This is a genomic window from Streptomyces sp. NBC_00554 (assembly GCF_041431135.1).
GTDB lineage: Bacteria > Actinomycetota > Actinomycetes > Streptomycetales > Streptomycetaceae > Streptomyces.
On the sequence record NZ_CP107799.1, the window covers coordinates 8,691,039 to 8,706,286 of the forward strand.

Here is a 15,248-nt window from a genome sequence, read left to right on the forward strand (position 1 = left end):
CGACGCGGTGGAGGCTTCCTGGCGTGAACGCGCGCTCAACACCGAGGAGGCCCTCAAGAACACCAACGCGGAGGTCGTCAACCAGCGAGAACGCATCGCTGAACTCCTCGGCCAGATCGCTGCACTGCAGGGCGAATGGACCGACGCCGACGTCGTGCGCGTCACCACCGCCAACGTCGCCCTGCAACGCGAGGTCAGGGCCCTGACGGCCGAGCGGGAGCGCCTCACCAAGCGTCTGGCTGCCGCCAGGGACAACGCGCGGTTCGCCGACAAGCGCATCGCCGCACTCGAAGCTCAGATCGCCGAACAGCTCACCTCCCCATCCTCCTGACGGTGATACGCCCACGTGGTCCGCCGACTGACGTGCATGTGCACTGTAGGGAGCGCGCCTTCATGAGTAGGAAATCCTGCGAACGAAACCGCGGATCCTAGAACCGAGCGTTCGGCCAGCAACTCCCGCTCCGCCAGCCCCTTCAACCACTTGACTCAGGCCGGGGACGTCATTGCCAGGAGGGCCGACTCTCACAGCGACATGCCTAACGGCCTGGGGGGGCGTGTCCGGGGACACATCAGCAGGGTGGCAGTTCGTCGAGGTTGTTGTCGTGAGTGCCGTCGGCGGCGGTCCGCAGATAGCCGTTGCTTGGCCCGGTCCGGACCACGTGAATCACGGTCGGCGTGCCCGACTCAGCGACCAACGTGAAGTAGACCGTGCGGCCGGACGTGATCTCCTCGATTGCCGTTGATACCGGGACCGGCGACCACTCCGCATCCGCGTTGCACAGGTGTGTGACCACACCAGTTCTGGTCTTCCGGACGGCGGTTACTTGGCGGGCGATGCCCATCGGTTCCAGCCCACGGCGCCGGGTGAACCCGTTACTGAAGGTTGTTGACGTTCCGGACAGGGCGAGCAGTGCTTCCCGCCAGCGGTCGAGGTCCGCGCCGTAGAGTCTGGTCGTCTGGGCTTCGGTCAGCTTGTTGTACTGGCCCCAGTGCGGTCGCCCGCCGCGGCTGACCGCCGCATGCTGCACGTATCGCATCCAGTCGAGGTTGCCTGGCAGATTTTTGAGCGCCGCGAGCTCGATCGACACCGCATACGCTCCGGCGATGTGGTGCATTGAGAGAAGCCCGCGGGATGCGCGGGAGAACCGGCACCCGATGATTCCGGCTTGCTGGAATCCGGGTGAGGCGGCGTGTACGTCGTCTAGGAAGTCGAGGTAGCCGCCAGTCGTCGCATCGAATACCACTTCGATTGAGTCCGACCGGAAGTCGTTCTGATCGTTGTCGGCCCGGCTACCAGCGGTGATCCGGAAGTGCTTGCCTCGGCGGCCGGCCACCGAGGCTCCGTAACGGTCGAACTCACCCTGGATGGCGGCGCGATTTTGGTCCGGGACGGCGAAGCCGAGTCCTGCTTTCCATAGAGTGTCGAGTGCGGCGGCGACTGCGGACCCCAGCGTGAACTGCCGTTTCGCGAGGATGGTGTTGAGGTAGACGATCAGGCCGGTCAGGTAGATAGCGTAGGGGACCCCCACGAGAGTCGCGCTCGCGGCGGCGGCAGCGATAGCGAGCGCGGCGTTAGCGCCAGCCACGATGAGTGCGCCGAGCGCGGTAGGCTCCAATTCGCCGACGGCGGGGCCGTTCGGGTCCGGCAAATCCGTGGTGTCCGTGGTCTCCCAGCGCCGGTGCATCCACACGTCTTCGGGGTTCTGCGAGTTGAACACTATCCGGACGTAGTACGGCGTTCCGGTGGCGTCAGTGAGGCCGGCCGGCACAGGCTCGGCTGCGACCAGGTCAAACAGCGGTGCGAAGGGTGTTGCCTGGCCTAGACCGTCACGCAGGGCCTGCAGCACGGCGGCTCGCTGCGGCTGGGCGATAGCCTCGACCACCCGGAACTGCGGCCGTACTTCGAGCACGACGGAGTAGATCACTCCGAACCGCCCGCAGGCGACGATTACCGCGTCGAACAGGTCGTCGTTCCGGCGGATCTCGGTGTCCGGGCAGGACAGCTGCGGCCGGAGACGGTCGTCGGTGGTGAGCGGCTCGGTCTCCCGCTCGATCCAGACCTCGCGGCCTGCATCAGTGACGAGGTGCAGGGCGCGGACCAGGTCGGGGAACGGTGGCTGCTGCCACTCCCCGCCGTGCGTGGACGTTGAAATCACGCCAGCCAGCGACTGGCCGCTGTTGCCACCGAGGGTGGGCATCGCGAGACCGAGACCGTCGAGGAGCTCGCAGAGATCGAGGACGCTGATCCCCGCCTCGACGTGCACCAGCCGCCGGGGGGACGCCGGGTCTGCCAGCACGGTGACCCAGTCGCCGGTCAGCGCCGGGGCGGGGCCGTCAACCACACCGTGCAGCTGCCGGTTCAGCTTCGCCAGCGAGACGGTCCAGTCGTCTGACTGGGCTATGTCCTCGAACGCCCAGCCGGCGCCGATGGCCTTTAACCCTGCCTGCTCGCGGGTGGCCTTCTCGGCCACGTGTACGAGCTGAGCAAGGCCGTCGGTGGCGTCTGCCGAGTGCGCGGGCTCGAAGTATTGATCGGAGCGGAACTCAATATCGCTGTTCCAGTTCCGCCGGACCCAGTTCACCTCGTGGACTCCATCGAACTTACTCGCCCCGCAGCTCACCTCATGCCACTTTCGGAGCGGTTTCGGCCAGACCTCGGCGGGCAGATCACGGTGTCACCCTTCATCCCGTCGAGAAATCGCCAGCGGGCTCAATCTGGGCCAATAGCGCGCAGTGGTCAGACCAAGCAACATCCCTTGTCGTGCAATTCCCATCAGGGTTGGGAGTCTTGCCAGGCAAAATTGACCTCTTAATAACAGAGAAGCCGTAAGTCGACTCGTGCGCTGCTCGCTTCCCTCCGATTATGTAATCGATATCCACACCAGCTAGCTCGTCAAACTTCGGAAACTTCTCGTATCCGCCATTGAAGTCACCAGCAATCATGGGCGGATAGATGGCACGCCTACTGTACCTCCTAGTCTCCATGAAATCGATCAGCTCATTAGCCGCCTCGTAAGATCCAGGAAGATCCGGATCGAGGTGGACATTGTAGAAATTGAACTGCTCATCTTCATCCTCGGCGAATGCGAAGCGCACGCATCCTGCCTGAAAGACGTTGTAGTTCCTATTGCCAGCAAAAATCGACGTCCAAAACACTCCCTCCCCATCTAGCAGCGACCGTGAGGCTTCAAACTCTTTGGCAGGGGTGGCGCATGGATAACTCTTCCTTGGGTTTACACCTGTGACTTCCGGACGTGAATCTCCGGGCAGTATTGAGGCACTTGGAGCCTTAGTCACATTCTTCAACCGTACCGGATTATATAGAACAGCCTGCCCTTGGACTAGTCCTGGTTCGTTTGACGGTGCAGCACCTAGATAGGCAATCCTGTACCGAACGTTGACCGCATCTTCGATCTTCGATATCAGAAAGTGAAGCGATTCATGATCGTGCGGGTCGCGCCTTAGGAACCATTCCTTGCGAGCGGCCACCTCTTGAAGCGCAATAACATCTGGCGCAATAGCGTTCGCCTTGAAGCCGTCGGCTATCCGCTGGTAGCGGTCACGCCAGGGGAGATCGATGCCCCAGTATGAAGGAGATGCGCCTACTATGTTTAGTGTCACCACGGACAGTTGAAATCGCTCCTTGGCGACCTCCCATAAAATCTTAGCAATTTCACCCATTTTACTCCCCCGGGGGTCGAAGCAAGGTTAAATGCCATGCCCACTAAATCATCACCTCTTTCTGAAAATCCCGCAAGGCTATAGAGCGTTCTTCCCTGGCTCAGGAGGGCAACTTAATATTTTTCTACGCCTAGCAGGGCCCTTCGAGTACGCATTTCGCTGTACCTGAATATCGGCCTTTTAGCGTGGAACAGTCGGAACGCGGAGATGGCAACGAGAGAGTTTCGTCACCGCCCGCATCTAGTCCACGAATTGACTTCCCGCGCTCGCATCCACCCCAGTGCTCGACGACGGACAGCGTCCGGCCGACTCCAGAAGCCCGCCATGCCTTGAGTGGCCCTGCCCGGCTGTGACTGCTTCAAGGACCTCCCTGCTGCTGCCCCATTTCAAGGCGCTTGACCCACAGGCATCACCAGGTGCATGGAATCCGTTCGGAGTTGAGCAGCGCCAAGCGGTGATCGAGCGGTCGGGGTGAAGGTGTGCAGACCAGCCTGCACACCAGCCCGGGTCGTGTGTCTGCGCGTAGCGGAGGAGCACAGAAAACGACTGCGCGGGGAGTACGTCGTCATCATCCGACGTGGTGAGCCAGTCCGCGGTCACCTCGTTCGCAGCGAGGTTACGCGCGGCGCCGGCTCCCACCGGTCGCTGTCGGCGACCTTCACACGTGCGTCCGTGCGTAGGACTTCGGGCATGCCCGCCTCGGGCACGCCGTCGAGGGCCAATACGCATTCCCAGCTCACGTCCTGATCGCGCAGGCTCGCGTAGAACTTCAGCAGGTACGCCATTCGGTCCGGACGCAGTCGCGTGGGCGTGACGACGGCGACTTCGGTATCAGGTACGGAGCGTACGGGTGATCTACCTTCGAGAGCCGAGACGGTTTGCGCGGCGTCGGGCGTCGGGTCTTCCACAGCACCCGATTGAGTGGAATGGGGACCGATTAGGCGCGCCGTCACGTACATGTCCGTTACGTTCAACCCCAGGTCACTGGCCACGGAGCACCTCTGTCGGCCGGAAAACGTCCGCGTGCAAGTCCTGGCTGTATCCGGCGCTCCAGCCCACCCCCGCTTCCTCCAGGACGTGCAGCCGTAGCGCCATGGCATTGTCGGTGAACTCGTCATCGTCGTCGGCCCAGTTGACGTACTCGGTGCGCACCTCGTTGAGCGCCAGATTGCGGGCGCAGGCCGCGCCGACAGGGCGCGGCAGGGCGAGGACATGGACGCGGGGGTCGGCGGCGAGGACGCCGGGAAGACGGGCGGGGTCGGCGCCGTCGATAGCGACGACGGCCTCCCACGGGACACTCTGCCGGCACAGGCTGGCATGCATGGACACGAGGAACGCCAGCCGGTCCGGGCGGAGTTGGGTGGCAATGACCACGGTGATCTTCGGGCGGGGATGCGGGGACAGAGGGTTCTCCGGGCAGGCGGCGGATCGATGCAGAGCGGCTGGGGCTATCGGCGGGCGGCCCTATTGGGCGCCGGTGCCGTGACGGGCACGGTGGTGGACAAGTGGGGCATGAAACGCGGCGGGACGATCGGGGCCCGGGAATCCGGATGCCAGGCGCCCGGATCGGCACGGATGACGCTGCGCGGGTCGGTGTCCCATGCGACGACGGGGCCGCGGTCGTACGCCCGCAGGGCGATCACTTCGATGCCTTGCTTGTTTGCGCAGTGAGTGTGTCCCGCCCTGGTCACGTCTCCTTCAACTGGATCAGTGCGGGACTCAATGTCCCGCCGAAACGGGCGGTCGTGTCGCTCTGCTGGGTTGCTGGATGTCACCTCTCGGAGTGGTGCATCAAACCGGCCTGCTATCAGTTGCGGCCGGAGGCGCGCTTGGCTTCGGCGACGGTGTTGATCGGGGCGTCGGCCTGTTCGGCCGGCGTGCAGCAGGCGTTGAGGCCGCAGCAGGAATCGCTGGTCGCGCTCTCGTCAGCCTTGTGACTAGTGGTGGGCTTGATTATCTCGGGTGAGAAATGAGCGTCAGGCATGTGAGGCGAGTGCACTGTTCAGAACATGCCTCACCGATATCCAAGGGGTCGTCAGGCAACATTGGTCATGTCCAGCTGGTGCCGACTTCGGTTCGGTCGAACCGAAGTCGAGCGGGCGGACGGACTTCGTTTCGACCGAAACAAGGTCGTGCGCCAAGGGCGGACCGGCGGCCGACGAGGTACCGCAGCGCCCACTCGCGCCTCTCGTTTCTGGGTTGCGAGTAGTCGAGGTACAGGAAGTAGCGCTGAGACTGATCATGGTTGAGCGCTGGGGAACTCGCCGTCCGGGCGCGACCCCTTTGGCGCACCCGTCCGGACCCCGCCCTCTACTGCTGACGTCAGCCGACCGGGTGGCAGTTACTCCGCTCGAAGCGCTTCGGCATGCGCCCAATTCCGGCGCGGGCAATCGTGGGGCAGTGGCGGCGGGCTGCCAACCCACATCCTCCACGAGGGAACGGACCAGTCGCTCAACGACGGGAATGTCATGGCTTCGGACTGGGTGGTCGCCGCCACAGCTCTCATCACAGGAGCAGTGGGCGGTTTCGGTACGTTCAGCACCAGCCGAACGGCGAAGGATCAAGCCAGGCAGCGAGCCGAGGCAGAGCTGAAACAGCTGAAGGAAACGTCGAACCGCCAGCATGAGGCTGACCGAAGGGAGCGCTTCGCCGCTTTCCAGATGCACAAGCGCGCCGTATACAGCGCCTTGCTGGAAGCAGGGCAGGCGGCGTCTCAGGGCTCTGCCTCTGGCGTCCCAAGCGACTGGTCGAAGCATGTCGCACGGGCACTGGTCGTCGCAGAAGGCCCGCTGAGAGGTGAATTGTTGAAACTGAGGGACGCCCAGCTCCCGCTGCACGGTGATCCACTTCGGGCCCTCATCGAGAAGATCCAGGCCGACGTGGATACGGAGAGCTGACCCCCGGCGTACAACCATGATCAGTCTCAGCGCTACTTGGGGTGCCGGTAAGAACCGTGTCACCAGCCGCAAACGGCGGTGATCAGTCCTTGGGCTTGGTCGGCCGCGGCAGCTCGGCCGTGTCGGTCGCCAGGCGACCGCCCTTCAGCTCGGGCACGTAGTTGTAGATGGTGTTGCGGGAGACGCCGAGCAGCTTCGCGATTGAGGTCACGGCGTTCTCGGGGCGGTTGAGCAGGTCGCGGGCGTGACGTACTTGCTCCGGCGTCATGGCCGGCGGGCGGCCGAGGCGGACGCCGCGGGCGCGGGCGGGGGAGCGGCCGTCCAGGTGCGGCGTATCGGGGCCGACGGGGGAGCGGGGCTGCTGATCCTCCCCGCAGAGACCGTGATGTTGGGACAGAGCGCGGCTGCGTATCGCGCCCCGGGTCGCAGTTCCTGCCCGCTGTGCCGCCTCGTAGGCGCGGCCTGCGGCCCTTGAGGAGCAGCACGGCAGAAAGCACGCGGGCCGCGCCCGGGCCGGGCCGGCTGAGCCGTTGTCAGTGGCGGATGCGCACGGTATCAGATTCGATTATTATCGATTAGCAGTGGTCGCGGCGGAGAGGCGCTGAGTCGAATCGCGAAATGCCAGTTCGGCGTCTCCCTTAACGGCAGGGATGCACCGAGTAGAACACGGTACTGCGGTTTAACTATGCCAGTTTCTGATGCGGACTTTTTTGGACGGGGACGAAGCGCGATGGATAAGAAGACGATCAGCGTCGACGACCTGCTCAGCCAGCAGAACGGACTACAGCCCGGCTTTCGCGCCACCGTCAAAACCGATTCCGACGATCGGGTCAAAGTCACTCCAGTAACCGCCGGACTGGGATGCTCCTGCCCCTACGCAGTCACTGTCGACAAAGCAGCCATCGAGGGCGTTGTCCCTACTGGTGACACCCACGACTGCTGTGGCGAAAGACTGCTAGTCGTGGAAGTCGCCTTCGTCAACGAGACTGTCGCAGACATCTTCCGGCAGTTGAGTGAGGCGAGCGCTAGGGCCTCGAAAAATCAATCCCTGACAAATTCAGTACCACCAACCAGCCTTGGCCGCCCAAGCCGCCGATTTCCGATAGGTACGCGACCCCCTGCCCGGCTCAGGGAAGAAACAATCTCGTGCAACAAGTGCCTTGACAATTATGAAGAATGCCTCTGGCTATGTTACAACTCGGCCGTCTCGCCCGAAGATCAAAGCAGGTGTATAGAGCGGTGCTATGACCGTCTCTATGAATGTTGGATTAGGTGCGGATCGTGGTTGGGCGGAAGTGCGCATCGTGGGGTTTGGTGAGTGCAGTGCGGCGCTGATGGTCCTCGCGGATGATCCGGCCGACCCGAACGTCGGTGATGCCCAGGGACCGGCCCCGCACGGCATCGGGCTCACCCTCGCATGGGATGCCCTCACAAGGTCGCGGTCGTTTGCGGCTGGTGACACGGTTCTTACCGGCACCCCTACTTCCTGCACCTCAACTACTCACGCCCGTTGCTTCTGGCCCGTGGTGGCCCCTGTGATGCGGTACGTCGTCCCGAAGGGGAGTACAGGAACCGGTTCGACCGAACCACTTCGTGGACACGCTCACCCGCCCCGAACGCGAGTGCAGGAAGCGTTTCGGTCGAAACACCTTCAGAGGACATGCCAAGTCGTATATGCCTTACGTGCCTGCACTGGCGATCAGCGGTCTGACCTGGGTGAAGAGGCTGCGACCCCTAGATAATGATCATGGCGCGAATGATGGCGGAAGGCATGCCGACCGCGATCGAATGGGCACGAGCCGACTGGCCGGCTGGTCCGCCCGGCAAGCGAGGGCATCGCTTACCTGCTGGATCAGTTCGGGCTGCCGCCAGCTCAACACCTCCTGGCAACGCACTAGTTGAGCCGGGGCATCGTCGATATCGCCGAGCACCTTGCTCTGATCGGCTCGCTCGCCAAGGAGCCCGAACAGGCGGCGGGTCTGGCCCATTTGGGTGGCGTCACCCAGCCATCAGCCACGCCTGCCTTTGTGCTGACCCAAGAGGATTCCTCGAAAGTTGGGCCAGGGCGATTCCTGGCGCCTCGCCACATTTCGCTAACTGCTCCTACCCTGCCGCGCCATTCTGAGACTGTCGACGCGATCAATCGACCCAGGTGGAACGGCCCTGAGTGGATTCCTGCGCAAAGTGCCTGTCGCATGCGGCCGCTCGGCGGCATGCTCCTGGTGTGGCGCTGATACCTCGGCGGCCTCGCAGTACTCCGCGCGGCCGGTACACCCCCGACATGTTGCCCTTCAGGCGCGTTGTCCCGCTGGTCCTCACCGTCGTCGTTGTCCTCAGCGTCGGGCTCTATTTTGGCGTCCATGCCCTGCTCTCGGATGCGGCCGCCAGCCAGAAGCCGCGCAAGCCGGTCAACATCAACGACGTCATCAAAACGACGGCAACAGTGCTCACCCTGATCGGTGCCGCCCTCGCTGGTCTGTACGCCTACCGAAAGCAGCTCCTTGCCGAAGGTGACGCCCACCGCGCCGACGCCAATCAGCTCGCTGACCGGTACACCACCGCTGCTGGACAACTCGGCCACGACACACCCGCTGTACGTCTCGCCGGCGTCTACGCCCTTGCCCGGCTCGCCGACGACTGGCCGGAACAGCGGCAGGTCTGCATCGACGTCCTGTGTGCCTACCTGCGCATGCCCTATCAACCCGACCCAGCTGAGGAGGGGCACAAAGCGGGCGAGCGCGAGGTCCGCCTGGCCATCATCAGCGTCATCCGCGACCATCTGCGCGATCCAGATGTCCCTACCTGCTGGTGTGCGTGTGTCCTTGACTTCACTCGCGCGACCTTCGACGGCGGCGACTTTTCAGAAAGCACCTTCTGCGGCAGGATGAGCTTCTCTGGGACGACGTTCAGTGGCGGCTCGGTCTCCTTCGACGACGCAACATTCAGCGGCGGCTCGGTCTCCTTCGACGACGCAACATTCAGCGGCGACACCGTTTCCTTCCGCCGCGCGAAATTCCACGGCGGCCAGGTTCAGGTCACCTTCTCCGGGGCTACGTTCAGCGGCGGCACGGTCCGCTTCAACGACGCAGAGTTCAGCGGCTCGGTCCCCTTCGACCACGCAGAGTTCAGCGGCAGCACGGTCACCTTCAACGACGCGAGGATCAAAGGTTGGGCTTCCTTCGTCGGCGCGAAGTTCAATGGTGGCACGGTCATCTTCAGCGGCACGGCCATCAGCGGCTCGGTCCCCTTCGACGACGCAGAGTTCAGCAGTGGCAGGGTCTCCTTCCGCCGCACGCAGTTCCTCGGCGGCACGGTCAGATTTGACCGCGCAAGGTTCAGCGGAAGTGAGGTCACCTTCAGATCGGCGGAGTTCAGTGGCGGCTCGGTCTCCTTCGACACCGCGACGTTCAGCGGCGGCTCGATCCCCTTCGACCATGCGACGTTCCGGGGCACAGTTTTTACCTGGGGGCCCCTGCCACGGCCAGCGGGTTCCTGAATCGTGATGCCCAGCGGGAGCCGTTCGTTGTGGCATCGCACTTCCGGGACGACTCTCAGCGGAAGCGCCCTCTCGACTTATGAACCCGCGACAGTTGAATACGCGAGCCCACCAGTATCACAGGCCGATCCGCGACGCGATCGAAACCCGCATCCGCGGCCTGCTCGCCGAGCTCCTTGCCACGCAGTGAGCCTTCCTCCATGCCTCAGCTGCAGGAACCGATGGTCTGACTGCCGCCGGAAACAGCCGTCAGGCGGGCCGCGGGTGGCGTACCGGTGGCGGGCTGAGGGCTGCGCAGCCGGGTGATCTCCTCGTGCTGGGCTGCGATGCGGGACAGCGCAAGGATCTTGAACTCGGTCAGGTTCTCGAGTGTTGCGTTCTGGCGGGAGATGCGGTTCCGGAGGGTGTCGTTCTCGGCCTTCAGGCGAACGATCTGCGCGTCCCGAGGGTCCCGGAGTGTGCCCGCTTCGTGCAGTGCCTTCAGCCGGCGTACGAATTCGTCGGCGAGGTGCTGGTAAGGACCGTCCCGTAAGGTGCCGTTGGGGTCCTTCTTCGGATAGAACCCGGTGCGGTTGATCCCGGCCTCCGCGGCCAGTGTCTTGAGGTCGCATCGGCCGCCGGGCGGGAGTTCTCCGCGAAGGAGGCGGTCCATGGCCGCCCGGATCGCTTCCTCGTTGCGTCGGCGTTCGATGCTACTGATCTGGCCCATAGGACTCTCCGTGATCTGCGGCGTCGATTCCGGCGACGATGCGTTCGGCGCGTTCGGCCTCGACCGTGAGTCGTGCTCGCTCGGTACTCTGCCCCCGTCCGATCTTGCTGATGAAGGCTCGGCTGGTGGCGGCGGATGTCGCCCACACGTTGCGGTGGCAGGAGTGGTGGGTGGCCTGCGGGCATCGGGCCGAGTCGCACATCCCGACCAGTGGCTTGCTGCGGTCGGAGCTGCGGGCGAGGTTGAGGCACAGTGCTTTGCCGGGATCGAGGAACCAGCAGTAGTTCGCCAGCCCCAGGTGCAGGGCGCCAACCCGTCTGGCCAGCAGGTTGATCAGTTCCTGGCCGCTTCGTTTCACCGTCGGCGCCGTCACGTCTAGCTCCTTCAGCTGGCACTCGACGCTGGCGAAGAACGCCAGCAGGTCTCGGGCGCCGGGCCCGGAGGGGCGACGGCCGGCCTGGTAGTCGCGGAACGCCTGTAGCGTCAGGGTCTGGTTGCGGGACTCTTCTTCCTTGCCGACCTCGGCCAGGAAGATGGCCTGTGCTCCGCCGGGACGGTTCAGGTATTTCTCCGTAGTGAGAACCGAGGAATGCCCGAGCAAGTCCCGTAGGACCAGCAGCGGTTCGGTCGTCGTCAGGTAGTTCGACAGGGCTGCATCGGCGTCGCCGCCCGCGGCGGAGAGCCGCGCGGCCTGCTCGTAGAACCCGGCCACCAGCCGTTCCATCGTGGCCATCGCGAAGGTGTGCCGGCAGCAGTGCGGATGCACGTGCGGGAACCGCGGCTCGAACCGCTCGCGGATCCTCTGCGCCGTCCGCTCGAACACCGTGGACCAGGCGGTGAACGGGCCGCCGTCGGACCGGACGGCCAGCAACATCGAGCCGCCATCAGGGGCCACCAGGCGGCGGCGCTCGGCGGGCCGCAGCGTATGCCAGTGCACGCGCCGCCCGTTGGCCCGGCCACCTCGGCTGTCCATCTCGCTCACGAAGAGCGGGGCACCCCAGCGCTTTGGCGGCCGCCAAACGGAGCCTTCGCAGGCCAGCATGCGCTCCAAGGAGAGGTAGGAGTGCACGCGGGCCAGCGCACTGTACGAAGTCCAGGTGACACGGAACTTGCTGCCCTTGGTGATCGCCTCCGGCAGCGGGAACGCGATCGGCATCAGCCGTGGCGCCGGCGGAAGCGGCGGAATCTCGCAGGCCAGCAGATAGGAGAACTCCTGCAGTCGTGTACCGGATGACATCACCAGCTCGCCCACCGCGCCATTGCGCGCCAGATGACGTCCGCGATACCGGCCCGGCCCCTCGTCCTCGCTCCCGTCCGGCCGCAGCCCCGCCAGGCCGTTGATGAACGTGGCAGCGAAGTCGTCTTCCAGGTACTTGATCGTCACGTGGGCCTTCGGGACCCGACGCCGGGCCTGATTGACCAGGACTTCCCGGACGGTCTCGGCGTAGAGCATCACTGCCTGCTGGGAGGTGAACGGCACCGCCGTGGCGTACTGCTCAGCCATCGCCCACCGGTAGAACATCCCCAGCACGCTCACGTGCTGGTTCCACGTGACCGCCCCCAGTCGCTGCCTGGGGTCTCCCGTTGCCCGGTCCACCGCGTACGTGCTCAGCAGAGCCTTCAGCCGGTCTCGCGTATCGAAGACCTCGACCCCGTGCATCTGGGCCGCCACGATCCAGTCCCGCAGGATCCGCGCGTACGTGCCCCACGACGACGGTGCCGGACAGTTCTCCGTCGGCCGTAGCCGCAACCACTCATTGGCCACCGCCGTCGCGCGCACCCCTCGGCCGTCCTCGAACAGAAGGTCATCGTCGACGAGGAAGGCCATTCCCTCGGGAATCGTCGGCTTCCCCGACAGCCCCCAGGACTCCCAGCCCTCACTGGAGTAGAACGTCAGCTCCATGCCCCCGACCGTACGGACGAGACACAGCTCACCACACCCCACAAGCGTGTTCGAGCACTAGCCCATACCCCTTATGAGACACGGCAGTTGTGCGCAGACAACCGCGTGGGTGCAGGACGTAGGCCCAGTCCAGGTCGTCGGTGCCGTCCTGCGTGATCAGTTCACGCTCGGCCGGGGTGCGGTCGGTGCTGTACACGTTGGTGAGCTGGCGACTGGGGTACTCCTGACCTCCTGTCACGGAGCGGCGCAGGGCAGCGGGGAAGCCGTCGAGGAGGTCCGTGCCCAGTTCCTCCCAGCCGTGGTGCACCTCGTCGATCAGGTGACGGGCCATCGCCTCCACGTCACCGGCGAACCGGTGCTGGTAGGCGGCCAGGAGCAGCGGGAGTTTGCTGTCGGGGTAGCCGTCGAAGTGGACGTACATGCCGGCATAGCCGTCGGCGGTGGGGCGGGCGATGACCGCACGGGTGGACAGAGGTGTCTCCTGAGGCTGGGGCGGGTAAGTGCGAGCGGGAGCGCGGCGCCGGAGCCGAGGCGGGGGCCGGTGCGGTGGTTCGCGCAGCGCTCTGGGGCGGTGTGGTGGCCGGGATCGGCTGGCCGGGCTTCCATCGGCCGGAGGCGTACGCGGAGGTCGGTGCTCCACGCGACGAGGGACCGCGTTCCACGCCGGGCGAGCTGATCACTTCGATGCCGTGCGGGTGCAGGACGTATCCACAGTTCAGGCGGGACGCCGTCCGTTCCGTGTAGATCAGCGGTGGCCCGGTCGGCCGGGCCGGGTAGCGCTTGCCGGGCTTGTCGCGTCCTCCGGCGAGGTGCTGGCGCAGGGCGTCGGGTGTCCTGTCGAGGAGGTCGGTGCCGAGGCAGGACCAGCCTTCCGGTGCGTCGTCGATGAGGTACGCGGCCAGGGCCTCGGTGTCGCCGGCGAACCGGTGCTGGTGCGCGGCGAGCAGCAGCGGCAGGTGATGGCTGGGGTAGCCGTCCCAGTGGATGTACGTCCCGGCGTAGACGGTGGCGGTGGGGCGGGCGATGACAGAACGAGTGGACAGATGATCTTCCTGCGGCGCGACGAGTCAGCGGGAGGGGCGGCGTGCGGGCGTGGCCGGTGGAGCGGGTGCCGCTGTGGGGCCGCTCGTGGGCTGTGCCGGTGCTGACTGGTGTGTGCGCCGGTAGATGCCGGCGAGGTGGTCGTCGGTCAAATAGCTGAGCTGGTCTGCGAGTTCGGACAGCTGCTGGGCGTGCCGGCGGTACCGTTCGGCGATCTTCGGCTCGTGGTTGCGCTCGCACCACTCGGCGGCAGACTCCAGGAACTGGTGCAGCTCGCTCAGGGCGCTGTGCCCGTCGCCGAGAACTGCGGTGGCGACGGCCTGGAACTCGGGGGTCGTGCGCACCCGGTACAGCTGGCGGGTCCAGGCGATGACGCTGTGCCCGGCGTCCTCGATCGTGAGGGCGTCGGTGAACTGCTGGGCGTCGTGGGCGGCCCAGCGGTGCAGGTCGTCGGTGGTGGGCCGGTTGCCGCGGTGGGCGCTGATCTGCTCGCTGGTACGACCGACGTTGTCGTACGGCTCGGAGTCGGCGTGGGACAGGGGCAAGGAACTCCTCGGGGCCTGGAGCCGGGCCGCGGTGCTACGAGCGGGTCGTCAGTGCGGAGGCGACGGGCGGTCCGGAGGCGTCGGTGCGGGCGCACGTGTAGCCGATGAGGCGGGACGATGCGGCCTTGGCCGGCACAGTGGCGGCGTCGGAGCAGACGAACGTGTACGTGACCGAGGTGCGCGGGATGTCGTGGAGCCAGGCGCGGTCGTCCTTGCCGGGGTTGATCTGCAGCCCGGAGTGCGCGACGGCGTCGGTCTGCGTGTGGGTGTGGGCGAACAGGATCAGCGCCCCACCGTCGGTGGTCTTGAGCGCGTAGGGGTCCTGGTAGCGGTTGGCTGCCCCGGCGAAGACGGTGGTGCCCAACTTCCCGTACTTCTTGGTCGTCTTGTCGTGGACCTTGATCTGCTGCTTGCTCGCCGTGGTCGGGGTGAAGACCTTGGTGCCGGTGTTCACCCCGCCGGTCGCGAAGTTGTCGATCACCGCGGTGCGCAGCAGGTCGGCGTCGGCAGCGAGCTGCTTGTTGCCGTTGGCGACGACCGCGGTGGCGTAGCCGTGCTGGTCGAGGGCGATGTCCGGCAGTGCCTTGTCGTCGAGGTCGACGACGGAGACCATCTCCCACCGCTTGTGCTCCGGCTGCTCGGCGAAGACCGCCAGTCGGCTTGGAGCCTTGCCCCCTTCTGGCCGGAGAGCGCGGCGGTGAACCAACGTTCCTGGCCGGCGGTGAACCGCGGGATGTACAGCTTGGCGTTGGCGGTGTCGTACGACCACGGCTTGTACGGCTTGCGGTCGGCCTGGGTCAGGCCCTCGTCCTCCTTGTAGGCTCTCAATCGGAATGTCCTGTTCCAGCGTGATGAACTGGGCTTTCTCGGCTGTCTCACTTGGGGACACGGCGCTTGTGTCTCACGATCTTGTCCCTTGAGGGCCGACGCCACTTGCTCGCGCCGTGCGGCCACCCCAACAGCGATCTGCCCCCCG

At 65.2% G+C, this 15,248-nt stretch carries 14 protein-coding genes and 1 pseudogene; 3 read left to right on the top strand and 12 right to left on the bottom strand.

Going from position 1 to position 15,248, the window contains the following annotated elements; genetic code table 11:
- Positions 1 to 7 precede the first annotated feature (7 nt).
- The gene (locus tag OG266_RS38390) at positions 8 to 331 is read left to right on the top strand and encodes a hypothetical protein (protein ID WP_371551373.1); all 324 of its coding nucleotides are present in this window, start codon (positions 8 to 10) and stop codon (positions 329 to 331) included.
- Positions 332 to 569: 238 nt separating this feature from the next.
- Here OG266_RS38390 and OG266_RS38395 read toward each other — a convergent pair whose 3' ends face one another.
- From OG266_RS38395 to OG266_RS38420, 6 genes and pseudogenes are all read right to left on the bottom strand, one after another.
- On the bottom strand, positions 570 to 2,582 hold the full coding sequence (locus OG266_RS38395; RefSeq protein ID WP_371551374.1) for an FAD-binding protein: 2,013 nt from the start codon (positions 2,580 to 2,582) through the stop codon (positions 570 to 572).
- Positions 2,583 to 2,682: 100 nt separating this feature from the next.
- The gene (locus tag OG266_RS38400) at positions 2,683 to 3,681 is read right to left on the bottom strand and encodes a hypothetical protein (protein ID WP_371551376.1); all 999 of its coding nucleotides are present in this window, start codon (positions 3,679 to 3,681) and stop codon (positions 2,683 to 2,685) included.
- A 240-nt stretch (positions 3,682 to 3,921) separates the two neighbouring features.
- On the bottom strand, positions 3,922 to 4,320 hold the full coding sequence (locus OG266_RS38405) for a glycosyltransferase (RefSeq protein WP_371551377.1): 399 nt from the start codon (positions 4,318 to 4,320) through the stop codon (positions 3,922 to 3,924).
- Complete coding sequence (locus OG266_RS38410) at positions 4,278 to 4,673, bottom strand: hypothetical protein (RefSeq protein ID WP_371551379.1); 396 nt, start codon at positions 4,671 to 4,673, stop codon at positions 4,278 to 4,280. The genes OG266_RS38405 and OG266_RS38410 overlap by 43 nt, the downstream gene beginning before the upstream one ends.
- Positions 4,674 to 4,698: 25 nt before the next feature.
- Positions 4,699 to 5,055: pseudogene (locus tag OG266_RS38415) on the bottom strand (glycosyltransferase family 2 protein); the annotation flags it as partial.
- 433 nt (positions 5,056 to 5,488) lie between these two features.
- The gene (locus OG266_RS38420) at positions 5,489 to 5,665 is read right to left on the bottom strand and encodes a hypothetical protein (RefSeq protein ID WP_371551381.1); all 177 of its coding nucleotides are present in this window, start codon (positions 5,663 to 5,665) and stop codon (positions 5,489 to 5,491) included.
- A 484-nt stretch (positions 5,666 to 6,149) separates the two neighbouring features.
- Here OG266_RS38420 and OG266_RS38425 point away from each other — a divergent pair, with 484 nt between their 5' ends.
- A complete protein-coding gene (locus tag OG266_RS38425) occupies positions 6,150 to 6,578 on the top strand; it encodes a hypothetical protein (RefSeq protein WP_371551383.1) in 429 nt (142 codons plus the stop codon).
- 82 nt (positions 6,579 to 6,660) lie between these two features.
- Here the strand turns inward: OG266_RS38425 and OG266_RS38430 are convergent, their stop codons facing one another.
- The gene (locus OG266_RS38430) at positions 6,661 to 7,137 is read right to left on the bottom strand and encodes a helix-turn-helix domain-containing protein (RefSeq protein ID WP_371553109.1); all 477 of its coding nucleotides are present in this window, start codon (positions 7,135 to 7,137) and stop codon (positions 6,661 to 6,663) included.
- 1,722 nt (positions 7,138 to 8,859) lie between these two features.
- On the opposite strand from OG266_RS38430, the gene OG266_RS38435 reads away from it, so the two are divergent.
- The gene (locus OG266_RS38435) at positions 8,860 to 10,074 is read left to right on the top strand and encodes a pentapeptide repeat-containing protein (RefSeq protein WP_371551385.1); all 1,215 of its coding nucleotides are present in this window, start codon (positions 8,860 to 8,862) and stop codon (positions 10,072 to 10,074) included.
- A gap of 205 nt (positions 10,075 to 10,279) precedes the next feature.
- Here the strand turns inward: OG266_RS38435 and OG266_RS38440 are convergent, their stop codons facing one another.
- The 5 genes from OG266_RS38440 to OG266_RS38460 form a co-directional block, all read right to left on the bottom strand.
- A complete protein-coding gene (locus OG266_RS38440; RefSeq protein WP_371551387.1) occupies positions 10,280 to 10,783 on the bottom strand; it encodes a hypothetical protein in 504 nt (167 codons plus the stop codon).
- Complete coding sequence (locus tag OG266_RS38445) at positions 10,767 to 12,611, bottom strand: hypothetical protein (RefSeq protein ID WP_371551389.1); 1,845 nt, start codon at positions 12,609 to 12,611, stop codon at positions 10,767 to 10,769. The genes OG266_RS38440 and OG266_RS38445 overlap by 17 nt, the downstream gene beginning before the upstream one ends.
- A 103-nt stretch (positions 12,612 to 12,714) precedes the next feature.
- Positions 12,715 to 13,107: a hypothetical protein gene (locus tag OG266_RS38450; RefSeq protein ID WP_371551391.1), complete on the bottom strand. Its 393-nt coding sequence runs from the start codon at positions 13,105 to 13,107 to the stop codon at positions 12,715 to 12,717.
- Between the two features lie 646 nt (positions 13,108 to 13,753).
- A complete protein-coding gene (locus tag OG266_RS38455) occupies positions 13,754 to 14,272 on the bottom strand; it encodes a hypothetical protein (RefSeq protein ID WP_371551394.1) in 519 nt (172 codons plus the stop codon).
- Positions 14,273 to 14,306: 34 nt separating this feature from the next.
- Entirely contained in the window at positions 14,307 to 14,978 is a 672-nt protein-coding gene (locus OG266_RS38460; RefSeq protein WP_371551396.1) for a hypothetical protein, read from the bottom strand.
- Between the last annotated feature and the right edge of the window lie 270 nt (positions 14,979 to 15,248).